The sequence below is a fragment of the Novipirellula methanifontis genome (genome assembly GCF_052161655.1).
Taxonomy (GTDB): domain Bacteria; phylum Planctomycetota; class Planctomycetia; order Pirellulales; family Pirellulaceae; genus Novipirellula.
The window spans coordinates 3449335-3474889 of sequence record NZ_CP197418.1; the positions used below are offsets into that span (position 1 = coordinate 3449335).

Here is a 25555-nt window from a genome sequence, read left to right on the forward strand (position 1 = left end):
TTTAGGGCCGCCAATGCCTTGTTGTTTGGGACCGCTCAAAAATGTTTGATGCTCCCCTTTTGATCTGTTTTTAAACTCACACTTACAAACCACGACGGTTCCTTCAGAGACTAACTATGGCAAAGAAAGCTGGCTCAGCTGACAAGATGGTTTACTACTTCGGTAAGACAAAAACCGAAGGCCGTGGCTCAAGCAAAGCACTCTTGGGCGGCAAAGGTTTGAACCTTGCTGAAATGACCGCAATCGGTCTTCCGGTTCCTCCCGGATTCACGATCACCACCGCTGTATGCGACGCGTACTACAAGTCTGGCGAAAAAATGCCAAAGGGCTTGATGGACGAAGTCAACGTGGCTGTCAAAACGCTTGAAAAAGAACTGGGCAAAAAGTTCGGTGACGATGCGAACCCACTGCTCGTCAGTGTTCGTTCGGGTGCAGCCGTCAGTATGCCTGGGATGATGAACACCATTCTTAACCTTGGCTTGAACGACGCGGCCACCGAAGGCCTTGCCAAAGCAACCAAGAACGAACGATTCGCTTACGACGCTTACCGTCGTTTGATCAACATGTTCGGCGACGTTGTGATGGGCATGGACCATCATCAATTCGAAAAAGCGTTTGACGAAATCAAGAAGAAGTACAAAGTCAGCGAAGACACCGAAGTTCCTGCAGAAGGCTTGAAGCAACTTTGCGAAGCCTACAAAGCGGTTTACAAAAAGTCGACTGGCGAAGATTTCCCACAAGACCCCATCAAGCAGCTCGAACTTTCGATCATGGCTGTGTTCGGGTCGTGGAACACGGCTCGCGCCGTCCGCTACCGCGAAATCGAAGGTATCCGCGGCTTGCTCGGAACCGCCGTCAACGTTCAGTCGATGGTTTACGGCAACATGGGCGACGATTCGGGAACCGGCGTTGCGTTCACTCGTAACCCCAACACCGGCGAAAACAAATTCTTCGGTGAGTTCCTGATCAATGCACAGGGCGAAGACGTTGTCGCTGGTATCCGCACACCACAACCGGTTGCGGAAATGCCTAAGTGGAACCGAGCGGTTCACAAAGAACTGATCGCGATCAAGAAGACACTCGAAGATCACTATGCAGAAATGCAGGACATCGAGTTCACGATCGAGCGTGGCACGTTGTACATGCTGCAAACACGTACTGGTAAACGCACCGGAGTCGCGGCCGTCAAGATTGCATGCGACATGGTCAAGGAAAACTTGATCGATCAAAAGACCGCAGTCTTGCGAGTTCCTGCGAACGACTTGACTCAATTGTTGCTGCCAAGTTTCAAGCCGACCGCGCGTAACGCTGCGGACGTTTTGACCCGCGGCTTGCCTGCTTCGCCGGGTGCCTCGGTTGGCAAGTTGGCATTCAGTGCTGAAGAAGCACGTGAACGAGCCGACGCTGGCGAAAAGGTGATCTTGGTTCGTAAAGAAACCAGCCCTGAAGACGTGGACGGCATGAACGCCGCTGCGGGCATTTTGACCAGCACTGGCGGTATGACCAGCCACGCGGCTGTGGTCGCTCGTGGTTGGGGCAAGTGCTGTGTTGCCGGTGCCGGCGACGTTGAAATCAACGAAAAAACCAAGAAGATCAAAGTCGGCGGACGCACATTCGGTGTCAAAGACGTCATCAGCCTTGACGGAACAACCGGCGAAGTCATGTCGGGCGAAGTGGAAACACAAGAACCGAAACTTTCGGGCGACTTTGCCAAGTTGATGAAATGGGCCGACGAGTACCGCACCCTGGCGATTCGTACCAACGCTGATTCGCCTGCAGACAGCAAGCGAGCTCGCGATTTTGGTGCCGAAGGCATCGGACTTTGCCGTACCGAGCACATGTTCTTTGACCCTGAGCGAATCACGCACATGCGTTCGATGATTTTGGCTCAAGACGAAAAAGATCGTCGTGCAGCACTGAAGAAATTGCTTCCTTTCCAACGCAAAGATTTCGAAGGTATCTTCAAAGCGATGAACGGGCTGCCCGTCACCATTCGTTTGCTAGATCCACCATTGCACGAATTCTTGCCTCACGAATCGGCTAGCCAAAAGATCGTGGCAAAAGAGTTGGGCGTTTCGGCCAACGAAATTGCCAAGCGTGGCGAAGCTCTTCATGAGTCCAACCCAATGCTCGGTCACCGTGGTTGTCGCTTGAGCGTGACCTATCCGGAAATCCTTGAAATGCAAGTTCGTGCGATTGTCGAAGCGGCAATCAACTGTGCAGCCAAGAAGATCAAGGCTCAGCCTGAGATCATGATCCCGCTTGTCGGAACAGCGAACGAATTGGAACTGCTTCGTGGCAAGGTCGAAAAGACCATCGAAGAAACCAAGACCGCCAAGAAGTTCACCGGCACCTTGGACATCTCGATCGGTACCATGATCGAAATTCCACGTGCTTGCTTGACTGCTAATGACATTGCGGCTCACGCGGACTTCTTCAGTTTCGGCACGAACGACCTGACGCAAATGACGTTTGGTTACAGCCGTGACGATGTGAACACGTTTCTGCCTGATTACATCCATCAAGAAATTCTTGAGGTTGACCCGTTCCAATCGCTCGACACATCGGGTGTGGGCCAATTGGTTGAAATGGGTGTTGCGAAGGGCCGTAGCGTCAAGAAGGACCTGAAAATCGGTATTTGTGGCGAACACGGTGGTGACCCTGCGTCGATCACATTCTGTCACGAAACTGGCTTGAACTACGTCAGCTGCAGCCCGTTCCGCGTGCCAATCGCACGTTTGGCGGCAGCTCAAGCAGCACTGAAGTCGAAGAAGTAGTTCGGCGTTCTCGCAGCGTGTAAAAATCATTCTCGAACAGCGGCCAAAACGGCCGCTGTTTTTTTATGTTCGTATCGCTGTGCCCTCGTCGTAAACGGTCGTTCCGATTACCATTTTCGCATGGAAAAAACAAACATTGCCATTGTTGGCCTGGGAACCGTTGGCACGGGTGTCGCGAAACTATTACTCGATCATGGCGACCGTACGTCGCGACATGCTGGCCGCACACTGTGGCTGAAAAAGGCGGTCGTTCGCGATCTCGCCAAGCCGCGTGATGTCGATTTGCCAGAAGGGGTCGCGACTGATTCGCTTGACGACGTGATTAACGATCCTGACATTTCAGTTGTCGCTCAATTGATCGGCGGCTTGGAACCGGCTCGTTCGATCATGTTAAAGCTGCTGGAATCGGGCAAGGACATTGTTACGGCGAACAAGGCGCTGTTGGCCGAACATGGGCCGGAATTGTTCACGCGTGCTCGCGAGCTTGGCCGCAGCATCGCGTTTGAAGCGTCTGTGGCCGGTGGTATCCCGATTATCGCCAATGTCAGCCAATGTTTGTCCGCTAATCAAATTCGCTCGCTTGAAGGCATTCTGAACGGCACCAGCAACTTCATCGTCACCCAGATGGACGAGAAAGGGGCTCCCTATGACGTTGTCGTTCGCAAGGCCCAGGAACTCGGTTACGCCGAAGCCGATCCGACGATGGATGTGGACGGCACCGACGCGGCTCAAAAACTTGCGATCCTTGCCCACTTGGCATTTGGGGCCACGGTCAAATGGTCGGACATTCCACGGGTGGGGATCGACGGATTGGACCCCGATGATTTGCGATACAGTCGCCAACTTGGTTATCGAATCAAATTGTTGGCACTGGCGAATCTGGCGGATGATGGACTCGAACTTTCTGTCGCTCCGACCTTGGTCCGCATCGGTACGCCGCTGGCGGAAGTTCGCGACGCCTTTAACGCCATCCGTGTCGTCGGTGATGCTGTTGGCCCGGTGTTCTATCATGGATTGGGCGCGGGCCAAATGCCGACCGCCTCGGCCGTGGTCGCCGACCTGATCGATACTGCGGTCGGTCGAACTCGATTGACGTTCCAAACGCTCGAGTATTTCTCGATCGACAATCCGCCTCGTGCCAAGCTTCGCGATGCCGATACGTTGGTGGGGCGGAACTATCTGCGGCTCAGCGTCGCCAATCATCCTGGCACACTGGCTTCGATCACGGCGGTGCTGGCGAAGCACAAGATCTCGATCGCGTCGGTGATGCAACACGAGGGCGAAAACGGCTCTGCACATCTCGATCCGGTCCCGTTGGTGATCATGACGCACGAAGCCACCGAGGGTGCTGCTCGTGCGGCGACGCAAGAAATCGAGTCGCTCGCTTCGATCAAAGGTCCGGTTGTACGGCTTAGAGTGAAGGATTAACGCCCCCCCGGGTACCTTTGCTGACGTTTTTGCCTTGTTCGTTAATGATTCGCTGTCCTTTGCCATAACGGGGGCTACGATTCCGTAGCGGTTCCGTCATGCGCTCGCGATAACGTCCGGTGGCCCAGCAATGGGTTGCGATTCGCCCGTGCGAACAACCGCTATGACCGCGTTGACCGTCACACGACGAGTCAACCGACCACGGCAATTTGATCCCGGGGCAGATGCGCATCCATGATTCACGTACAACATTTAACCAAGACCTACGACGATCTCAATCGTGGTCGCTTTGTCGCCGTCGACCGTGTTTCGTTCACGGTCGGTGCGGGAGAGATCTTTGGGCTGCTGGGGCCTAACGGCGCTGGCAAAACCACCGTGCTTCGTATCTTGAGCACCGTGCTGAGCCCCACCTCGGGCATCGCCAACGTCGCCGGTTACGACGTCGTTCAGGATCCCGCCGAAGTGCGCCGGCGAATTGGATTCGTCAGCAACAACACAGCGATGTACGATCGCATGACCGCGTGGGAAATGGTCGGCTACTTTGGTCGTTTGCACGGTATGTCACGCGACGATCTTCGCGAACGTCTCGAGTCATTGTTTACTCAATTGCGAATGAATGATTTTCGCGATGTCCCGGGCGCGAAGATGTCGACCGGCATGAAGCAAAAAGTTTCGATCGCCCGCGCCCTGGTCCACAATCCTCCGGTGTTGGTCTTTGACGAAGCCACACTTGGACTCGATGTCATGGTGGCTCGCAATCTGTTAGCGATCGTGCGAGATCTGCGAGACAGCGGAAAGTGCTTGATTTTCTCAACTCACATCATGAGCGAAGTTGAAAAACTGTGTGACCGGATTGCGATCATGCATCAAGGCCGGATCCTCGACAGCGGCACATTGGAAAATTTACGAGAGCGGCATGGGCAAGAGGACTTTGAAGAGGTCTTCTTCGACCTGCTGAGCCGACACGAACAAGGGGACGAGGACGTGCAAGGACTGGCAATCTCAGGGAAATTCGCATGAGCCTTTCAGCAAAACAAAAACGAAAAGCCGCCGAAAACGCCGATAAATTACGCTGGTCCTCAGTGTGGTTGATCTACGCTCGTGAAATGCGTGACCAACTCCGCGACCGCCGGACATTGTTTACGATCGCAGTGTTGCCGGTGCTGCTTTACCCATTGGTGGGAACGCTGCTGCTGCAGATGGTTCAATTCACTCAACAGCACTCGACCAGTGTGTGTGTGATCGGGACCGACCATCTGGAGAACGCGCCACCGCTGGTGGGCGACGATTGCTTCGCTGAGAATTTGGTGCCCGCCGACGATCCGCTGCAAGTGGTGACGTATCCGTGGAATGACGTCAAGACGGATCGCACTGTCAATCAGCGTGCCGAAGAGTGGGTTCGCAGCGGCATGTTCGATGTCGTTGTAATGGTACCGCCCCAGTTCAAAATGGTGGATGCTCGACTCGAAAACGACGATGCAGCGATCCAATTGCTTTACAACGTTGCCTCGGATCAATCGATGGTCGCTCGCGAACGCGTCGCCAAGATTTTGGGGACATGGCGATCCGGTTGGATTAACGAGCGACTGACTGAATCTGGCATCGACATGATGTCTTTGGAGCTTTTCCAGCTGAACGATATCGATATCGCACCGGAAAGCACACGCGAGGCGGCGCTGTGGAGCAAACTGCTGCCGTTCATCATGTTGATCTGGGCAATGACGGGTGCGTTTTATCCGGCAATTGACTTGGTCGCAGGTGAAAAAGAACGAGGCACGCTCGAGACACTCTTGTGCAGTCCGGCACTACGCTCGGAAATCGTCGCGGGAAAACTCGCTGCCGTAACAACCTTTAGTATGTTGACCGCGATTTTGAACGCGGGAAGTATGTTAGTGACCAGCTCGTTTGTGATTGGACAAATCAGCTTTGGCAGCGCCGCCAACACGATTGGGGCGCCGCCGATCGGACCGATGCTGTGGTTACTAGTCGCGCTCGTGCCACTATCGACACTGTTTAGTGCTTTGGCACTTGCGGTGGCCGCGATGGCGCGCAGCAGTAAAGAAGGCCAATACTATTTGATGCCGCTGATGATGGTGACGTTGCCGCTGGTGATGTTACCGATGTTGCCTGGCACGACACTGACCGTCGGCACCAGCTTGATCCCCGTAACGGGAATGTTCTTGATGGTCCGTGCGTTGGTCGAAGGCCAATATGGGATCGCCCTTTGGCACTTGCCAATGGTGGCCGGAGTCACGATCACGTGTCTATGGATGGCATCACGTTGGGCACTGAAACAATTTGATGATGAATCGGTGCTGTTTGGCAGCAACGAACAATGGGAACTGCGTCAATGGGTCAAGCACCTTTGGCGTGACCGTCAAATTGCAGCCACCCCGAGTCAGGCGGTTGCATGCGGAGCGGCAATCCTGGTCGCATTGTTTTTTGGCAAACTCGCGGTCACCGAAATGCCGACCACGTTCTCTGGAATTAGCAAGCTCGTGCTGATGCCACAGCTTGGTTTGATCCTCGCTCCGACACTACTGATGGCAACGGTGCTGACAACGTCGCTTCGAAAAAGTCTGCGGATTCGCATGCCGCACTGGACCACGTTGCCGTTGGGCGTTTTGCTGGGCTGCACCCTGCATCCAACCTACGTGATGTTGGCCTCGTGGATCAGTCACATGTACCCCGTCAGCGAGCAAGCGATGGCTTCGATGAAGCCGTTTGCCGATCAAATCGCCGCAGCCCCTTGGGTTTCGGTGGTCCTACTGATGGCGTTGGTGCCAGCGATTTGCGAAGAACTCGCTTTCCGCGGCTTCATCTTTGGCGGCTTGGAACGCCAAGGCGGGCGTCTGCGTGCGGTCGTCGTTACCGCGATCCTGTTCGGGATCTCGCACGGTGTTCTACAGCAATCGATTGCCGCCACGGTGATGGGATTGATGCTCGGATGGATCGCACTGAAGACGGGAAGCGTTTTGCCAGGCATCTTGATTCACTTCACCAACAATGCACTTTCGGTATCGCTTCAGCGGATCACCGAAAGCAGTTGGGGTGGGGCATCGATCTTCTTGCGAACAACCTCAAACGGTCCTGAGTACCAGCCGTTTTGGATTGTAATCAGCATGGGGATCGCGGTCACATGCTTGCTGTACTTTGGATCGCTAAGAAGTGCAGATGAAGAAATCGAAGCGGATCAAATGCACGCCGATGAACCAATCGTCGACCCCACCGCAAGTTTCGCAGGTGCGTAGGTGTCGGTAAGGACCGTCGGAACAATAGCTGTCGTAGCTACGCTCGCCAGAGCGTGGATCCACTGTCTGCTGACGGTAGCTACGTAACATCGACCGCCACTTAAACATCCGATGAGCCTAAGTTGCTCTGTGCCTCTTCCGTTTTGATCGCGGGAGCGATCAACGACAATGCGAATTACAATCGCGTTTCGTGAATCAATTCACGAGCACCGCGACTGGCTAAACTTTCGCTCGCTTGCTCGGCGAGCGTTTTCGCACAGACTTCCCATTGATTAGGATCAAAGTCGATCGATCGGCTATCGTCCAATCGCTGCGTTCCGTCGGTCGACAACACTACGGCATCGAGCGACAGCACGCCATTGTTGATTTGGGCGTAAGCCGCAATCGGGGCAAGACAGCCACCGTTGAGTGCCGCTAACAGAGTTCGCTCGACTGTCACCGTCGCCCTCGCGTGAATGTCGTTCAGTATCGCAACAATGCTTTGCACCTGGTTTGCATCTCGGTGCACTTCGATCGCGAGTGCTCCTTGGCCGGGTGCAGGTAACATTTCAACGAGCGGCAATTCGACGCGAGTCACCTCGTCCATTTGCAAACGCGTCAAACCAGCCGCCGCCAACATGATTGCGTCGTATTCGCCGACACGAAGTTTTTCGAGCCGCGTTTGCACGTTTCCGCGAATCGGTTGGACATCCAGATCGGGGCGATGGTATCGCAATTGAGCCGCACGACGACGGCTGCCGGTGCCGATTTTGGCTCCTTTTGGCAACGTCGCAATGGTCCACCGCGAACTCGACACCAAACAATCCTGAACCACCTCACGCGCGGGCACTGCGGCCAGTACCAAGTTCGGATCGACTTCGGTGGGCAGATCTTTCAGGGAATGGACCGCGATATCGGCCTCGTCGTCCAAAATCGCTTGTTGAATTCGTTTGGTAAAGACACCGACCTGCCGACCCGAATCAATTGGACGCATGTCGGTATCGCCGCCGCTGACCATCGGCACCAATTTCGTCGCAAAACCGGCTGTATGAAGCAAGCTAGCGACATGCTCGGCTTGCCACATCGCAAGCGGACTCTCACGTGTCGCAATCCGCAAAATACGATCTTTTGCGTCATCGCCGGAGCCAGCGGGAGAGGAAAGGGGGCCGCCCGATTGCGTATCAGACAAGAGATCAGCTTCCGTTGTGCGAAGTGGTGGGAAAACAGAATGTCGAGGCAAAAACAATGGCTTAGGGAGGGTTAAAACGCAACCCGGCAATGCAGCACCCTCAAAACCTAAGGAATCCTACCCAATCATCCGGTTCCGGTCATCCATACAGGATATTTGTTATATAAAAATGGGTTCCGTAGCCTAGAATCAACGTTCTAACCATTGAGCTGTTTGAAGTCCCTCCTGGCGTGCACCTTGTTAGCAGAACAAGGCAGCTGGCGTTTTCTTTTCTTTCCAGCAAACTTTTCGCTTCAGAGTTGACTCGTCGTGCCTGAATCTTCCTCTCCCAAATCAATTCCCATTGCGGAAGAGCCCCCAACATGTGATGGGAGTGGTGAGTCGAGTGGTGATTTTTCGGAACTTGATTTGTCGGGATCTGCTCTTCTTGACAGCCACGGAAACGTTGCGGCCAAAGTGGTTGACGATGAACCCGAGGAGATGCCGCAGCAGCTGGGCGATTATGCGCTCAAGAACAAACTAGGCAGCGGCGGCATGGGACAGGTGTTTTTAGCCGAACATGTTCGCATGCAGAGAACGGTCGCGCTGAAAATGTTGCCTGGACAGTTGATGAAAGATCAGCAGGCGGTTGACCGTTTTTACGAAGAAATTCGTGCTGCGTCGCGTGTCTTACATCCCAATATCGTCGCGGCGTTCGATGCCGGCGAGGACCACGGTATTCATTACTTGGCGATGGAGTACGTCGACGGCATGACGTTGACCAACATGGTGGCCACACGAGGCCCATTGTCGGTCGGCGAAGCCGCATCAATCATCCGCCAAGCCTCGATGGGGCTGTTACACGCGCACCGTGCGGGGATCATTCACCGCGACGTCAAACCCGGCAACATCATGCGGTCCAACGACGGCACGGTAAAAGTGCTGGACCTCGGCTTGGCTCGCATTAGTACTGCGGGGTTGGTTTCCCATCACGCTCCGGCCTTGGAAAATCAGGCGGCAGGTTCAAGTTCCAAAGATGAGGTCAATGCCCGACCTGCAAAGGGGCGTTTGGTTGGAACGTTGTCGTTTATGTCGCCTGAACAACTCGAGGATGCGGACTCTGCCGATTCGCGAAGTGACATCTATTCGCTCGGTGCGACGTTGTATTTCCTGCTGACCGGCCAGCCACCGTTTACGGGGGAATATCTCGAACAAGTTTATGGGCACCGCCACGGCGAGATTCCCGATCTGATGCAGGTCCGGCGTGACGTTGATATGCAGTTCGCGAACTTGTTTCGCCGCATGATGGCCAAAACGCCGACCGCGAGATACACCTCACTGGATGAAGTGATCGAAGACCTCGGCGAATACGCCGACAAAACAAATGAACCTCAATGGCTGACCGAATTTGCCATGCGGCAACCGATCGGCGAAGGTTCAACGTTCGTTGGTGGCTCGACGTCGGCCCATATCGCTAACGTGCTTGCGTTTGACTTGGGCATGTTTTACGCCGCTGCCGCAGAGGCTTCGCCGATGGGCGGAGTCAACCTTTTGCATGCGGGAGGCGAAAAACGATCGCTGTTCCGCATGTCCATTGGCAGCGATGGAAACCAATTGTTCTTTGGCGAAGAAGCGATGAAGCGGCGGGCAACTCAGTCCAAAACTTTGGTTCATTGTTTGCAAATGTACATTGGGAAAAAGCAGGTCGAACGAACGATCGCAGGTCGAAAGTGCCCTCCCGAAGTCTTGCTCTCGCTGTTGCTAAAACGACTTGCTCGAAATGCCTGGAATCTTGACGGCATTCCTGCGGCGGTCGCGATTACGATCCCTTCTAGCTACGATCAACTTCATCGCCACAGCATCCTGCAAGCGGCTCAGATGGCCGGGCTAAAAACGGTACGTTTGATTGACCGAAGCGTCGCTGCGGCACAGTCACTGTTGCTGCCGCCTGTGTCTGATGCCACGCATGGCGATGTGACAACAACTTCGTTTGACACCACGAACGACCAGCGGATTCTGTTCCTGGGTTTGACGGGGCAAGGCACCGATGCAGCAGTGTTTCATCGCGATGCAAGTCGCATGAAACAGATCTCGACGGCCGGGCATTGGAACACCGGGACTCTGCCTTGGTTGCAACGCTTGGTCGACATGGCAGCCAACGCGTTCCAGCAACAATATCAGTTTGATCCACGAAAATCGGCGCAGGCGCCGCGATTGCAAATCGCTTGCGAAACTGCAATGCACTCGCTGATGTTGATGCCGACCGTCAAAGTGACGTTGGAAATCAGCGGCGTCAACCAATCGGTGACGCTAGTCCGGTCGGAATGGCTCAAGGCGTGCGAAGATCTGATGTATGGCGTTCGCAAGGCAATCAAGTCCGCGTGTCATTATGCGTCGCTTTCGCGAAAACGCATCGACCGGATTGTAACCCTCGGCCCGCTGTTACGACTGAATGAAATACGCAGCGAAATTCTGCGAGGACTGAACGAAGAGATCATCGTTCAAGTGGTCGATCGAACCGACGTCGCTCGAGGTGCAGCCGCTTGTTTGGCAAGTGAGTTGCCGGGACGTGGCAGCATCGCGATGCCGCCGCAGTCGGTGACCAGCCAAACCATCGGTATTCTTGTCGAAGCTTCGCAAGGCCGCCGGCGTATCATGCCCATCGTTCCTCGTGGTACGGCGTTACCCGCACGCACCAACCGCCGGCTAACGGTCGGCGACACTCAGGAAACGATGGCGTTATCGCTTGTGGAAACGGCGGGAATCAAACGCGATGATTGGCATTCTCTCGGACGTTACGACTTCAAAATTGATCCGGTCGCTCATGGCGAACAGAGCCGAATCCGAATGATTGGATTCGAGGTCAACGTCAACGGGATGTTGGTCGTTCGCGCTCAAACGCCTGGGATGCCTGGCAGCACGAGACTCGGAACACTGCCCAAGCCGATGCTCGATGAAGAAGAGATCGCTTTCTGGACCCGCTGGGTCGACAAGTTTGATTGATCCTTTCGCAATGAAAACTTTCTATGCAACCACGTTGATGCCGAGCAACACCAACAGCATCATCACAAAAAGTGATGACAACACTACCGTCACGCATAATCCCACCGCGTGGAGCAACCAGTAACCGAATCCCCGCATGCCTCGCGACGCCATCAAGTAGATCAGAGACGCCAGCGGCCAGGTCAAAAAAAAGACGAACTGAAGACTCCAAGGAAGTGGCCGCGATCGCATGTGGCAATCGATCCAAAACCACATCGTCGCCGAGGTTGCGAACCCCATGGCACACAACATGCCAAGCAAGCCGTTGTTGGATGTGAGCATTTGCATCGCCCCCCAAAAAACAGCCATCACGTAGAGAGTGATCACGGCAAGCCGGCGATAAACAATACGGCTGTGATCGAGCGACGCGAGAGGACTTGCTGCGATGGCCATCCAAGAATCTCCCATTGAGGAGGGAAACGACGCGTGAAACGTCTACGCCGTCATTGTAGCAGGCAGCATGCGGTCGCTCAGTGGAAAAGACGGCTCAGCGAACGAGTGCTTTGTTAAATGTAAAATTTAGGGTTGGCTGTAGTGGACGAGGCTACGAGTCCCTGCGATTTAACGCACTTCAAGGACTCGTGGCCTCGTCCACTACCCTAAAATCAATCTGTAACAAATCACCAGGTCGCTCCGCTAAGAAGAGTGGCTCCGCGAACACGAGCCACTTCTGAGACTCTCCATCTGTCTATCAATACGCGATGTCAATTTGACGACACCTGTGTGATCAGAAAGAGTGCACTTGGCAGGCGTATCGCGACGTCGCAGTTGTCACGCCGCAATTTTCCTACTGCCTGTGCATGTCGCAAAGTGTCTTGGATAAAGGACTTAGCGTGCTGCGCGAGAAATCTTGCTAAAATTAGTTTCACGCACGTGTTTCACGGCACGATTGTAGCATTTAATAGCAGATGGAATCCTAAGTCGGGGTTTGGCTTAGGAGCAAAACAATATTGAGGAGTTCGAAGAAGATGTTTTCAATCACAAAATGGATCGCGGTTCCTGCAATTGCTGCCTGTTTTGCCCTTGCTGCGGACACCTCGACTGCGGAAGCCGGTAATGGGTTCTTGCGAGTGGGGGGGCTTCACATTTCTGTAGGTGGACATGGGCATGGTTACGGTAACTATGGCAGCTACTATGCGCCACGCTACGGCAGTTCGTATCGCTCGCACTATGGTGGATATGGGCACGGTGGCTACGGACATGGCTATGGTCACGGTTATTACCACGACACCAGCCACTACGATTACCATCCGACGGAAATCATCCGCCATGGCAACCACTTTCACGTCCAACCGGGACATTACGACTGGCATCAAACCGGTCACTGGCATCACTAATCGACTGGCACCACTAATCGTGGGTGCTAATCATTAGTAAATCGATCGAACGACGAGTGCTTTGCATCCGTCGTTTTTTCGTGGATGGATTAGGTCAAAAAAAACGGCACGCCTGAACAGGCGTGCCGTTTTTGATTCTTAGATTTCTACTTGATGACTACCAAGGTCCGCGGACGTAGTAGACGCCGAATTGATCAGTGTGACTTGGCCACCCGGGCGTTGCATGAAAGCTGCCAGGAGCCGCAGCACCGGGGTAATTCATATTGCGTCCGTACTGGTGATGCACGGGATACATCAGATTCTGACTGACGCCCCATGACAAGGTTTGCCGCATGTGGGCCGTCGGTGGCACGACTAATGCCAACGGTTGGCCGTAGTTTTGATGATAATAGGGACCGTGCCAAGGACGATCCATCGCAAAGTTTTGATTCCAAATATGCGTCATCCCGTAGGGATCCCCTGCGGTCGCATCGCTTTGCATGGTGCCACAAAGGGTCGCCACTAAACCAGCAGCAAGGACGAGTCGTCGAATCATGATTCTTTCCCAAAAATAGGAGGTGCGGAGTTGGGCTGTGTTTTCTCGGCAGCCCCCCAAAATTGTTAGCGAGGAAGCCGTAGATAGTTCCAGTAAACGTTGCTGGCGGCTTGCTTGACGGGCGGATACCAATACGTGGCTCGCGTGCGGTTCATTCCTCGCCCATTGTCATAATAGTTGTGGAATCGATCCTTGTGCGCGTAAAGCATTTCTTGCGGATAGAACGGCTGATACGTGAGGAACGTGTGCCCGACATTCGGTGGCACCGGCACAGGCGATATGTACATTTGAGCGTTAGCCCGATTTGCATTGCCCTGGGTATAATTGTTGTAGAACAGGTCGGGAGTGCCGTATTGACGCTGGATCCCCCCACCACCGACGTATCCATCGCTGCTAGCGACATCGCCCGCGTATTGGGAGTTTCCTCCTACCACTTCATCACTGACGACGTGCGAGCTGACGATGTGTTCGCCGCGGGCAAAGCGTTGGGCGGAAGCCGTTTGGTTCATGACCGCGACCATGGCAAGTGACGCCATGGCTGCGATTCCGAGCATGGTTTGACGTTTCATCCTACGGTTCCTCCGACGAACCCAATCTGATTTTTTTTTACGTGCAATCGCCCAGGACAAACTTGACCAGGGCGGATGGGGGGTCTGGCAATGCAACTCATTTCCAGAAAGATTCCCACGTCATTGTAATTCGGGCGAAATCCCATGCGTTCGTGATTTTTTGCTCACTTGCTCGCCCACCTTCGCGTGATCAGCGGTTTCGCTGCGATGGCTTTGATCGCTATAACCCCTTTAGCGGTGCAGAATCTTCCGAGATTGCCCTATCGAGCGAATCGGTTGTAAAGCGTACAAATTACGCAGGTTGACTAGGCAAGAATGCCGAAGAAGAAGCAGCGATCGATCTTCCCGGCGGCTGGCGGTTGCCGTTAAACAGAGAAATTCAACTCCGATTCGAAAATCCGCAAGACTGACCAAAAGGACTTCAAGGCGTGGCCAAACGGCAAAAACGAAACTCATCTTCGGGATCGAGCCGAAAAGGCTCTTCCAAAAACAACGGCGAAAGCAATGGGTCGCTGTTTGACGCGGTCGATGACCACTTGCTGACGTCGATCCCGCTACGGCAAGCTGCCCAATCACGGTACCTCAACTATTCGTTGTCGGTGATCACCAGCCGGGCATTGCCCGACGTGCGTGACGGGCTGAAGCCGGTCCAGCGGCGAATTCTGTACACGATGAACCAACAAGGTCTCAACGCGTCCGCGAAGCACCGAAAATGTGCCAAGGTCGTCGGGGACGTGATGGGTAATTACCACCCCCACGGTGACAGTTCGATCTACGAAGCATTGGTGCGGATGGCGCAAGCGTTCTCGCTTCGCATGCCGCTAATCGACGGCAGCGGAAACTTCGGCAGCGTCGATGGCGATAACGCTGCGGCGATGCGGTACACCGAGTGCCGCATGACTCCGATCGCCAACGAAGTGCTGGCCGACTTGGCAACCCGCACGGTGGCGTTTAAACCGAACTACGACGGCAGCCGCGAAGAACCGGTCGTATTGCCCAGCCGCGTGCCGAACTTGTTGGTGAACGGGGCAACCGGGATCGCCGTCGGAATGGCGACCAATATTCCGCCGCATAATTTGAAAGAGGTTTGCCAGGCGCTGCTGAAGCTGCTTCGCGATCCTGAGATTAAAGACTACCAACTCGTCGCCAACGATGCGGTTCAAGGCCCGGACTTTCCCACCGGCGGTGAGATCACCAATACGAAGGAAGAACTCCGCGAGATCTACAGCACCGGCCAAGGCACGATCAAGCTGCGTGGTACCGCCGAGCTGAATACAAAAACAAAAGGCAGCCCGGTACTGCAGATCACTGCGATTCCGTTTGGGGTGAACAAGTCGGCGCTCGTCGAGCGGATCAATGAGATCATCTACTCGGGCAAGCTGCCGCTGGTCATCGAAGCACGCGACCTGTCGACCGACGAGATTCGCGTCGACTTGATGCTGAAAAAAGGGGCCGACGAAAACAAAGTCCTCGCCTACTTGTATAAGCACACCGATTTTCAAAAGAACTTTAACGTCAATATGACGTGTCTGGTTCCCACCGAAAATCCCGAGGTCGGCGCCCCCAATCGCTTGGGACTCAAGGAGATGCTTTGGCATTTCTTGCACTTCCGATTGGAAGTCTTGACCAAGCGGCTCGAAAATGAACTCAACGCGCTGCTGCGACGGATTCATATTCTCGAAGGCTACGCACTGATCTTCGATGCCTTGGACGAGATCATTCGGATTATCCGAAAATCCGAAGGCAAAGCCGACGCCGCGATGAAAATCATGAAGCGGTTTCCTGCGGCAAAAGGCGGCCTCGATGAAGAGCAAACCGACGCAATTCTGGAACTGAAATTGTATCGCTTGGCACGACTCGAGATCGACTTGATCATGAACGAGTTGAAGGACAAACGTAAACGAGCCAACGAGATCAAGAAACTGTTGGACGAAGATTCAAAAGACAATTACGAATCGGGCCGCTGGACAATCGTCCGTACCGAGATTGAATCGCTGATTGACGCCTATAACAAAGATCCGTTTGCGAAACGGCAATCTGCGATCAATACGGTTACCGAAGAAATTGAATACGTAGCCGAAGACTTTATTATCGCCGAAGACTGTCACGTCATGGTGACCAAAGACGGTTGGGTGAAACGGCAAAAACAGATTGCCGATCCAAGTAAGAGCCGGCTGCGTCAAGGTGACGAAGTGTTGACCTGCGTTTCAGGGAACACGATTTCGTCGATTGGATTCTTCTCGTCACTTGGTGTTTGCTACACCACCCGTATGACCGACATTCCTGCGTCGACCGGGTTTGGCGAACCGATTCAAAAGTTGTTCAAACTCAAAGATGGCGAACACATCATTGCGGCGATGTCGTTTGACCCTCGCGTGATCGGCGACATTCATGAGGACCCGAAAAAGCCGGACTTGTGTCCTCACACCCACGCTTTCGCGGCCAGTTCCAATGGATTCGCACTTCGCTTTGGCTTGGCGGGTTTTGCCGAACCGTCCACGCGAAGTGGTCGCCGGTATGCTCGCGTGGCGCCGGGGGCTTCGATCATCGACGTCGTCGCGGTCCATGGCAGCGAAGTGATCCTCGCCGTTTCAGAAAAATGTCGAGCGATGGTCTGTGCTGCCGAAGAAGTGAATTACTTGTCCGGTGCGGGCAAGGGAGTCACGTTGATCCGCTTGACCAGCGACGATCGATTGCTCGGTTTCAAAGCCTCGACCGGCGATCGCGATCTGATGACGGTTCAAACCAATCGAGGTGCAAAGAAGACGATCTCGACTGCCAAGTACCGCGTCACCTCACGTGGCGGCCGTGGCACCGAGATTCAAAAGAATGGCAAGATCTCAGAGATCGTGACTCCCCCACCCGCTGCACCTGAAACGTTCGACGAAAACTGAATATGAGTACTGCAACAAAAACTTACAGTGCGAAAGATATCGTTGCCCTCGAAGGTCTCGATCCTGTTCGCAAACGTCCCGGCATGTATATCGGCGGCGTGGGGATGTCCGGACTTCACCATTTGATTTGGGAAGTCGTGGACAACTCGGTCGACGAAGCGATGAACGGTCACGCCACCGAGATCACCGTTACGCTGCACAAAGATGGCTCGAGTGTGACCGTTAGCGACAATGGTCGTGGCATCCCCGTGGACAAGCATCCGAAAACGAAAAAGCCAGCATTGGAAATGGTGCTGACGGTGCTGCACGCGGGCGGTAAATTTGACGGCGAGAACTACAAAACCGCGGGCGGTTTGCATGGTGTCGGTGCGTCGGTTGTCAACGCGCTGTCCAAAGAACTGATCGCGGTGGTCCGCCGTGATGGTGCCCAGTACCGGATGATGTTCGAGCGAGGTGTCGCGAAAACGGGGCTGCAAAAGTTGAAAGGGGCCGTTCGCGGTACCGGGACAACAATCACGTTTAGCCCTGACCCGACGATTTTCCCCAAAGTCGATTTCGATAGCGAAACAATTCGCACGCGACTGGAAACGGCCAGCTTTCTGCATCGCGGCGTCAAGGTCACCTATATTGACGAAGTCGCGGGCACCAAGGTCTCGTACCTGCACGAACAAGGGATCGTCGATTACTTGGCGAAGGTGCTGAAGGATCGTTCGGCGCGTCCGATTCACGACACTCCGTTCACGCTGCGTAAAGACGACGATATTCGCTTGGAGTTGACGCTGCAGTGGACCGAATCCACCGACGAACATGTCCGCAGCTACGTCAACGGGATTCCTACCGGCAGCGGCGGTACGCACGAGAACGGATTCCGCAGTGGGCTGAATAAAGCGGTTCGCAATTACATCGACACGCACAGTTTGACACCACGCGGTGTGAAAATATCTCACGAAGATATTCGCGAAGGGATGGTTGCGATTCTGTCGATCTTTATCGCGGAACCCCAATTCCAAGGGCAAACCAAAGACCGCTTGAACAACCCCGAAGTTCAAGCGACAACCGAAGCGGCCACCCGCCCGGCACTCGAACAGTGGATGAACAATAACCGCTCGTTGGCGGATTCGATCATCGCTCGTATCATCGCCGCGGCCCGGGCGCGAGCTGCGTCGCGAGCTGCATCGGACGCGGTTTCGCGAAAAGGCGGCGCCAAGCGAACGATGTTGCCCGGCAAGCTGAGTGATTGTTTGGCGAACGGGAAATCGGATTCTGAATTGTTCATCGTCGAAGGTGACTCTGCAGGCGGCAGTGCGAAACAGGGCCGAGATCGAAACAACCAGGCGATCTTGCCGCTGCGTGGAAAGGTGTTGAACACCGAAAGCGCGACGTTGAAAAAGATCGTCGAGAACAAAGAAATCCAAGACATGATTGCCTCGCTTGGCTGTGGCATCGGTCCGAATATGAATCTTTCGACACTGCGGTATCAAAAGATCATCTTGCTTGCGGATGCTGACTCCGACGGACATCACATCACGACGTTGCTGTTGACGTTCTTTTACCGGCACATGCCCGCGTTGATTGCCGACGGCCACTTGTTCATTGCCGTCCCACCGCTGTATCGCATTGACATCGGCAAGGAAACCTATTGGGCGAACGACGAAGAACATCGCGAGCAGATTTTGGCAGATCATGCCAAGCGAGCTAAACCCGAGATCACGCGATTTAAAGGTCTCGGCGAAATGATGCCCAAGGTACTTTGGGAAACGACGCTGAACCCCAAGACTCGCCGTTTGCTAAAAGTCGAAGTGGATGACCACTTGGAAACCGACCGTGTGATCAGCGATTTGATGGGACGCGATGCATCGGCGCGTTTCCGATTCATCATGGAACGCGCCGAAGACGCCGAAGAAATCGACGTCTAAGGCAGATGTTTTTAGCGTTGCAGGGCAAACTGGTCCGCAAAAACTTTTTTGTTGCAATTGGTTTGGGGGAAACTCTTATTCCAGTTCCCTACCACAGTTACCTCTCCCCCGACTTGGAGACTGCTGAATTAGCAGGTGTCATAGCGGCAATCTTTCTGTCACCTCTCCCAAGCTGACGCTCGGGAGAGGTAACTTGCGTCTATCACCGCATTACGATCTGCGAGAGCATCAGAGCCGGCGTCCACAAACGACTACTCCAGCAGTCTCACTTGTTGGGAGAGAGGTGCCAGTAGAGTTGCCCAGCCACACTAGACCGTTTTCACTTGCTGCTGCCGGACGGTTCAGATGCTACCATTAAAGGGTATGGCGGTGCTGCGCCTGCATTGCCCATTAATAGGTAGAGAGGTTCGTGAAACACGCCTCCCGACGCTGCGAAACCGTAGCGTCACGTGTTTTAGTAAGTCGTAGTTGTAACAACATGCGGCCGTCAACGAATAGCTTGACTACGAACCTATCATGAATCAGGACGCAGCATCAATCTTGCTGCGATTTCCTCAAATGACACCCTACCATTCAGGAGAAATCCCGATGTTCAAGAAGATTTTATTTGCTGGCGTGTTCGTTCTGGCTGGCGTTGTGATGACAAGCAGTGCCGATGCAGCCAATGGTCGTTTTTCGCGACACAGCGGACATCATCACAGCAGTTACCACCATGGGCATCATGGTGTCCACCAAAGCTATCGAGCTCCGGTGCATTATGGAACTCGTTACAGATCGAGTTACCGAGCCCCGTATCGATCTTACTACGGTGGCGGCTACGGCTACCCCTCCTACGGCAGCTACCGCGGCTATGGTTATCGCGGCGGATCAGGCATATCGATCGGACGCGGCGGCGTCTCGCTATACCTGGGACGCTAAGTCCAACTTTCCCAATGTAGAACAGTTGTCTCAACTGTTCATCCACGGCAACCGTAGAACCGTTGTCCTCAACTGTTCGCTTTCCTAAGCCAGCTCCGCTGGAGGAACAATTGAGACAATGGTTCTACAATGGGCGACGAAAGCCGCCTGAAGAGTGCGATTTGTGCCACCCATCCGGGCGGTCTCAGCCGACGGAATCGGCGATCTGCCGGATCGCTTCGATCACCGCATCGATTTCTTCACTGCTTGTGGTCGCCGAGCCGCTAATTCGTAGCGTTCCTTCGGGGGCACTGCCAATCGGCTCGTGAATCAATGCCGCACAATGTAACCCTGCTCGCGTTTCGATCGAAAACTGAGCATCAAGAATCGCCGACAGATCGGTCGGCGCAAAACCATCGAGGGCAATACTGACGATCGGCAACCGAGCGGGCTTTCCAAACACGCGGATCGACTCGATGGCTCGAAGTCCCTCGTTTAATTGTCGGGCTACCGATGACAAGGTCTCGCTGTAGACCGCTGAGTCGCGGGCGGCAATCTGCTTGATCGCCACATCCCAGCCGGCAATCGCAGCGACGTTCAAATTCCCCGGTTCTAGCTTCGCAGGCATTGCCGTCGGCATCTCCAACGACTCGGATTGGCTGCCGGTGCCACCAAACACACTGGCGTTGATTTGATCGTGCCAAGCAGGCGAAACATACAGGAATCCCGTTCCTTGCGGTCCGCCGCCGCCCTTGTGTCCCGGTGCCGCCAACAGATCAATTCCACACGCTTGGACGTCGATTGGCAGATAACCAAACGTTTGCGCTGCATCGCACAAGAAGGCGGTTGAGTTGCCTGCGGTTCCCCGATGTCGCAATCCCTCGCCGATCGCTTGAATCGGTTGCTCTGCGCCCGTGACGTTGCTGGCCGACGTGACCGCGACCAACCGAGTCGAATCGGTAACGGCATCGAGCACGTCGTCGGCACGCACCACGCCATCGCGATCACAGTCGACGATCGTGAGCGTGACATCACGAGCCGCGGCGAGATGCGACAGCGGTCTCAATACGCTGTTGTGCTCCGCAGCGGTGGTCACGACATGGTCACCGTCGCGAACGATGCCCGCGATCGCAGCATTGATTGCCTGAGTCCCGTTGCTGAAAAACGCAATGCTCTCCGCCGCGGGACTTCCGACCAAACGCGAGAGTCCGAGTCGAGCCGAGCGCAGGATCGCGTCGGCTCGGTTCGCCGATTGATATTGGCCACGCCCCGACGCAGCACCGCAATCGCGAGCGTACCGATCCATCGCATCCAACACGTCCGAGTGTTTTGGCCACGACGTTGCTGCGTGATCAAAATAGATTCGGCGAGGCGACGTCATTTGTCATCCCTCGCTTCGATTTCTTGCGTCCCTGAATCCGTCGCTGGATCCGTAGGGTGCACCCACTGGGTCGTTCCATCGGTGTACGTTTCGCGTTTCCAAATCGGCACGTCCGTTTTGATTTGATCCATCAACCATGGCAGCGCGGCAAACGACTGTTTGCGATGTGCACTGCTGCATCCGAGCACCACACTCGCTTCGCCTACGGGGACTTCGCCAAGTCGATGGACGATGACGATTTTGCTCAAACCAAACTGCTCGATTGCTTCGCCCGCCAATCGATTTAGCTCCGCAAGAGCCATCGGCTGATGGGCCTCGTAGGAGAGCAGGCTGGTGATGCGGTCGCCTGTGATTCGCCGAGTCACTCCGTAGAACCACGCGTGGGCTCCGACGTCGGGATCCGCGATCTTCGACAACAGCGGCCCATAATCAATTGGATCCTCGGTCAAGAAAACGTAGCTGTCTGGCATCACAATCAACCACCACTCACGGGTGGAATAATCGCAATTTCTTTTGCCGCCCCAAGCAGCTGAGTGTTTGCAACATAACGATTGTCTAGCGCCACCCGGCAAGACGCCAACAGTGATTGCGTGGACGGAACACGCTCAGCGATTTCGCGAAGCACGTCGTCGGCGGTCGCATCGCTTGGCACGTCAATGATCAGCGAATCGGTTTCGGCGGCGTCACGGATGGCCGCAAATAATAAGATCTCTCGCTGCATAAGGGTTACATACTTTTCGGTTAACGTGTTTCCCATCACGGGCGACAGTGTCGGTGCACCATGGCCGCCGTTAAATCGCTGACAAATTCGATGTCATGAGCATGTTGTGCCAACAAATGATCCGCCCCGTCGAGCGAGATCAGTGAACACAACGGTTTGGCTTGCGCGGCCTCGGATAATTCTGTTTCGGATGCGTCCGCTTGGTTGATCAGCGACATGATCCGCAGGGCATGATCGAAGCCGACCGTTTGGTCCACGGGTGAATGCATGATCATCGTGGGAATGCGAATGTTAGCGATCAAGTCCGGCAGGTGATGACTGCGAAAATCGTCGACCATTTGCGAATCGATCTGCCATCGATAGCCGCCGATCGAAACTTCGCCTTTGCCGTCCTTCTCGATCGCGGGATTCATTCGCAACAGCAGCGTGGCTAGATGAGATGTGTCGCTTGGTGCCGCCAACGCGATCACACAACACAGCTTCTTGTCCGCAGGCTGGAAACTATCAGGCGAAGCAGGTGATGACAATTCGCTGGCGACCGCCAACGAGGCTGCTCCACCGAAACTGTGTCCCATCAACGCATGCACGTCGCCCACTTCGGAATCAGCGAAGGCGATCGCAGCCTTCAAGTCGGCCACATTGGTGGTGAAGTTTGTCTGCGAGAAATCGCCGCTGCTTCCACCGAGTCCAGTCATATCGTAACGCAGGACCGCGATGCCGCGTTCAGCAAGGGCTCGCGAGATCCGCACGATGGCCTTTAAGTCTTTGTTGCAAGTGAAACAATGACTTAACACCAACACGGGAACGGCGGCCGTGGTGTCAGGACGGTCGATAATGCCCGCTAGTTCAAACCCCGCGCCGCCCGCGAATTTGACGCGATAGGATTTGCGACTCATTGCTTAGTTCGAGTTTGGCGCGGTGATGCGACCGCCGCGGAATGCATCGGCCATCGCCATCGGCACCTTGGCCTCAGCCAAAACCACCTGCGAACGGTTTTCGGCCACTTTCGCTTTCATTTGTTGTTCTTCGGCAATCGCCTCGGCACGCCGACTCTCGGCCTGGGCCCGTGCCACGCGAGTGTCCGCTTCGGCTTGATCGCTTTGCAATCGTGCGCCGATGTTTTCGCCAACATCGATGTCCGCAATATCGATCGAAACAATCTCGAAAGCGGTTTGAGCATCGAGACCACGCGACAACACCACGCGAGTGATCATATCGGGATTCTCGAGCACTTTGAAATGGTCGGTCGTGGAACCAATCGAGCTAATGATGGCCTCGCCAACACGCGCGATCACAGTATCTTCGGTCGCACCGCCGATCAATTGTTCAATATTGGTTCGCACCGTTACACGGGCTCGCACACGAAGTTCGATTCCGTTCTTCGTGATCGCGCTTAGCGTGGTTTTCCCGGTTCGACTTGGGTCGGGGCAATCGATCACTTTGGGATAGACACTCGTCTGAACCGCGTCCAAAACATCACGTCCGGCCAAATCGATCGCAGCGGCCTGGTCAAAATCCAACGGAATCTCGGCACGATGAGCGGCGATGATCGCGTGAATGACATTCATCACGTTCCCGCCCGCCAAATAGTGGGCTTCCAAGCGACGAGTGCTGATGCCGTCGCGACGGGCAATGCTCAGCCCCGCTTGAGCTGACATGACTTTGGCTTGCACGATGACGTTCGGATTGACCTTCGTGAAGTGCATCCGAATCAAGCTCATCAAGCTGACGTCGGCGACCGACATGTACGCTTGGAACCAGAGCTTTCCGTAGCGAATGAAGAAAAAGCCCAGGATTGCGACCAGGAACAGCACGAATAGAGCGATCGCCAACCAAACCACGTTCATGGGCTTTTGCCCGAGCAATTGCCAACTTGCCAGCGGTAATCCCAATCCAGTGGGGACAGATTCGGCGACAGCGGAAAGGACGGGCGACAGCATCATGACGCTCACAACATGGGGAGGGAGAGACGAATAACTAGCAGTACGAGTCTGATTGTCCCTTGATCATAAGGCGTCCCACGTCCTATGCAAGTAATGGGAGCGCCGAGTGCAGTCGTTTCGGGGAAAAGCTTGCTGAATCACGGCCCATTCGCCCCACAATGTCAACCTTCGGCCATCAACGACGCCAACGTTTTGCCGGTCACCGCATCTCGCTGTTTCTGCATTGTTTCCGACAACGCCACCCAGGCTCGATGACGGCTAACCGACCGGGATTGGTGGGCGAGCGTCAAGATGTCTTTAATTTCGATTTTGTCGGCCGGTCGCGACAACGTCAACGAATCATCCTCGTCGTCGTCGTTGCCTTGTGTGACACGCCGGAGCAATTTTGCATCGACGAGTCGTTCTGCCATCTCACGAGCGTGGTTTCCATTCAAGCCGAGTCGCGTCGAGAGCTGTTGGAAATCGAGAGTCTTTCCCAGTCGAAATGCTTCGGCGACTTCCACCATGATTGGCAACATCCAATCGGGGTCTCCATGCAATGTGATTTCATCATCAGCATCGATCCACCTAGCCGAACGTCGACCTCGCATCATCTGTAGCGTTCGTGTCAGAATCAAACCGAACAAGAAAATCAGCCAGGTCACGTAGATCCAAAACAAGAACAACGGGATCAACCCCAGTGATGCGTACAACGCGGCATAGGGCAGTGCCGTGGCAACATAAAATTGAAATCCCGTTTTGGCCGCCTGCCACAACAAAGCCCCCACAAACGAACCGATTGCTGCCGCTCGAACGGACACATGCGTGTTGGGCATCAACGCGTACAACAGGAAAAGCAGCGCCCAGCTCGCGATCAGCGACAAACCATGGGATGCGATCAACACCAGCGTCTGGTTCGCCCCGTGCGTTCCAAACCAATCCACGGCTTGGCCCGACAAATACAAACTGATCGCCAACAGCCCGCTGCCCAGCGTGATAATCGACCAATGAATGGCGACGCGGATATGGATCGGCCGGTGGGTCGAGGCTTCGAAGATCAAATTGAAAATCGATTCGGTGGCATTGGCCAGCGCGATCGCGGCGTAGATAAACAACACCAATCCAATCACGCCGAGGGAAGCAAAGTCGAGCTCGGCGATTTTGGCGGTTGCTTCGTGCAGCGCCTTGCGAATCCCTGCACGTGCTTGACGACGCGACTCGGCGTCGGTACTGGGATCCTCGTCTTCGTTTCCGCGAGTCACGGAATCGGTCGTCTCCTGAACGACCGTCCCTTCGGGTTGTGCCATTGATGGCGGCGAAAGGGTGAAATCGGTTTGGCCGTCGCCCGCATCCCAGCCAATCGGCAACTCGAGTTCTTGATCGCTTTCGCTTACGCTTTCGAAATAGTCATCCGGGATGTACGGAACACCAAAAAACGAATAGACCTGGTCTTCGACTTTTTGCTGAACCTCTTCGAGTCCGCCGACAATACGAAACATCACCAATCCCAGCACGACGACGGGGATCAGCGAGAAAATGGTGCGATACGTTAATTCCGCGGCCATGCCTTCGGCACGGTGGTGGACCAATTGCCGCCAGCAATGAGCGGTCAAGTCACAGGCATACCGCACCGATTCCTGTTGCCGTGTCAGCTCTTCACGAGGCTGTCGCACCGCATCGACGATATACTTAAACAGGCTTCGCATAAGACTCCGTCCGTGTCGCAAAACGAACCACG

Annotated in this window: 19 protein-coding genes; 9 read left to right on the plus strand and 10 right to left on the minus strand. The window is 54.7% G+C overall.

Annotated elements, in window-relative coordinates:
• Positions 1-116 precede the first annotated feature (116 nt).
• From ppdK to SH528x_RS12345, 4 genes are all read left to right on the plus strand, one after another.
• Positions 117-2777 carry a pyruvate, phosphate dikinase gene (ppdK, locus tag SH528x_RS12330; protein ID WP_442510821.1) on the plus strand — a complete coding sequence of 887 codons (2661 nt, stop codon included), beginning with the start codon at positions 117-119 and terminating at the stop codon, positions 2775-2777.
• A 120-nt stretch (positions 2778-2897) separates the two neighbouring features.
• A complete protein-coding gene (locus SH528x_RS12335) occupies positions 2898-4205 on the plus strand; it encodes a homoserine dehydrogenase (protein WP_442510822.1) in 1308 nt (435 codons plus the stop codon).
• A 234-nt stretch (positions 4206-4439) separates the two neighbouring features.
• Positions 4440-5225: an ATP-binding cassette domain-containing protein gene (locus tag SH528x_RS12340; RefSeq protein ID WP_442510823.1), complete on the plus strand. Its 786-nt coding sequence runs from the start codon at positions 4440-4442 to the stop codon at positions 5223-5225.
• Complete coding sequence (locus SH528x_RS12345; protein ID WP_442510824.1) at positions 5222-7456, plus strand: ABC transporter permease subunit/CPBP intramembrane protease; 2235 nt, start codon at positions 5222-5224, stop codon at positions 7454-7456. Before SH528x_RS12340 ends, SH528x_RS12345 begins: the two co-directional genes overlap by 4 nt.
• Positions 7457-7631: 175 nt before the next feature.
• Here SH528x_RS12345 and hemC read toward each other — a convergent pair whose 3' ends face one another.
• A complete protein-coding gene (hemC, locus tag SH528x_RS12350; protein WP_442512115.1) occupies positions 7632-8552 on the minus strand; it encodes a hydroxymethylbilane synthase in 921 nt (306 codons plus the stop codon).
• A gap of 381 nt (positions 8553-8933) precedes the next feature.
• Here hemC and SH528x_RS12355 point away from each other — a divergent pair, with 381 nt between their 5' ends.
• Positions 8934-11606, plus strand: a complete 2673-nt coding sequence (locus tag SH528x_RS12355; RefSeq protein ID WP_442510825.1) for a protein kinase domain-containing protein — start codon at positions 8934-8936, stop codon at positions 11604-11606.
• Between the two features lie 21 nt (positions 11607-11627).
• On the opposite strand, the gene SH528x_RS12360 is transcribed toward SH528x_RS12355, so the two are convergent.
• Complete coding sequence (locus tag SH528x_RS12360) at positions 11628-12038, minus strand: hypothetical protein (protein ID WP_442510826.1); 411 nt, start codon at positions 12036-12038, stop codon at positions 11628-11630.
• Between the two features lie 575 nt (positions 12039-12613).
• On the opposite strand from SH528x_RS12360, the gene SH528x_RS12365 reads away from it, so the two are divergent.
• Positions 12614-12982, plus strand: a complete 369-nt coding sequence (locus SH528x_RS12365; RefSeq protein ID WP_442510827.1) for a hypothetical protein — start codon at positions 12614-12616, stop codon at positions 12980-12982.
• 157 nt (positions 12983-13139) lie between these two features.
• Here SH528x_RS12365 and SH528x_RS12370 read toward each other — a convergent pair whose 3' ends face one another.
• The gene (locus tag SH528x_RS12370; protein ID WP_442510828.1) at positions 13140-13517 is read right to left on the minus strand and encodes a hypothetical protein; all 378 of its coding nucleotides are present in this window, start codon (positions 13515-13517) and stop codon (positions 13140-13142) included.
• A 65-nt stretch (positions 13518-13582) separates the two neighbouring features.
• Positions 13583-14086, minus strand: a complete 504-nt coding sequence (locus SH528x_RS12375) for a hypothetical protein (protein WP_442510829.1) — start codon at positions 14084-14086, stop codon at positions 13583-13585.
• A gap of 428 nt (positions 14087-14514) precedes the next feature.
• Here SH528x_RS12375 and SH528x_RS12380 point away from each other — a divergent pair, with 428 nt between their 5' ends.
• The 3 genes from SH528x_RS12380 to SH528x_RS12390 all read left to right on the plus strand — a co-directional run bounded on the left by SH528x_RS12380 (position 14515) and on the right by SH528x_RS12390 (position 19814).
• Complete coding sequence (locus tag SH528x_RS12380; protein WP_442510830.1) at positions 14515-16980, plus strand: DNA gyrase/topoisomerase IV subunit A; 2466 nt, start codon at positions 14515-14517, stop codon at positions 16978-16980.
• A 2-nt stretch (positions 16981-16982) separates the two neighbouring features.
• The gene (locus tag SH528x_RS12385; RefSeq protein WP_442510831.1) at positions 16983-18896 is read left to right on the plus strand and encodes a DNA gyrase/topoisomerase IV subunit B; all 1914 of its coding nucleotides are present in this window, start codon (positions 16983-16985) and stop codon (positions 18894-18896) included.
• A 588-nt stretch (positions 18897-19484) separates the two neighbouring features.
• Positions 19485-19814, plus strand: coding sequence for a hypothetical protein (locus SH528x_RS12390; RefSeq protein ID WP_442510832.1), 330 nt, complete (start codon positions 19485-19487; stop codon positions 19812-19814).
• Between the two features lie 184 nt (positions 19815-19998).
• Here SH528x_RS12390 and SH528x_RS12395 read toward each other — a convergent pair whose 3' ends face one another.
• From SH528x_RS12395 to SH528x_RS12420, 6 genes are all read right to left on the minus strand, one after another.
• Positions 19999-21174 carry an aminotransferase class V-fold PLP-dependent enzyme gene (locus tag SH528x_RS12395; protein ID WP_442510833.1) on the minus strand — a complete coding sequence of 392 codons (1176 nt, stop codon included), beginning with the start codon at positions 21172-21174 and terminating at the stop codon, positions 19999-20001.
• Positions 21171-21644 (minus strand): molybdenum cofactor biosynthesis protein MoaE, encoded by a 474-nt coding sequence (locus tag SH528x_RS12400; protein ID WP_442510834.1) that lies wholly within the window; start codon positions 21642-21644, stop codon positions 21171-21173. Before SH528x_RS12400 ends, SH528x_RS12395 begins: the two co-directional genes overlap by 4 nt.
• A gap of 5 nt (positions 21645-21649) precedes the next feature.
• Positions 21650-21895, minus strand: coding sequence for a MoaD/ThiS family protein (locus tag SH528x_RS12405; RefSeq protein WP_442510835.1), 246 nt, complete (start codon positions 21893-21895; stop codon positions 21650-21652).
• Between the two features lie 35 nt (positions 21896-21930).
• Complete coding sequence (locus tag SH528x_RS12410; RefSeq protein ID WP_442510836.1) at positions 21931-22791, minus strand: alpha/beta hydrolase family protein; 861 nt, start codon at positions 22789-22791, stop codon at positions 21931-21933.
• Between the two features lie 3 nt (positions 22792-22794).
• Positions 22795-23742, minus strand: coding sequence for a flotillin-like protein FloA (gene floA, locus SH528x_RS12415; protein WP_442512116.1), 948 nt, complete (start codon positions 23740-23742; stop codon positions 22795-22797).
• A 257-nt stretch (positions 23743-23999) separates the two neighbouring features.
• Positions 24000-25523 carry a YihY/virulence factor BrkB family protein gene (locus SH528x_RS12420; RefSeq protein ID WP_442510837.1) on the minus strand — a complete coding sequence of 508 codons (1524 nt, stop codon included), beginning with the start codon at positions 25521-25523 and terminating at the stop codon, positions 24000-24002.
• Positions 25524-25555 lie beyond the last annotated feature (32 nt).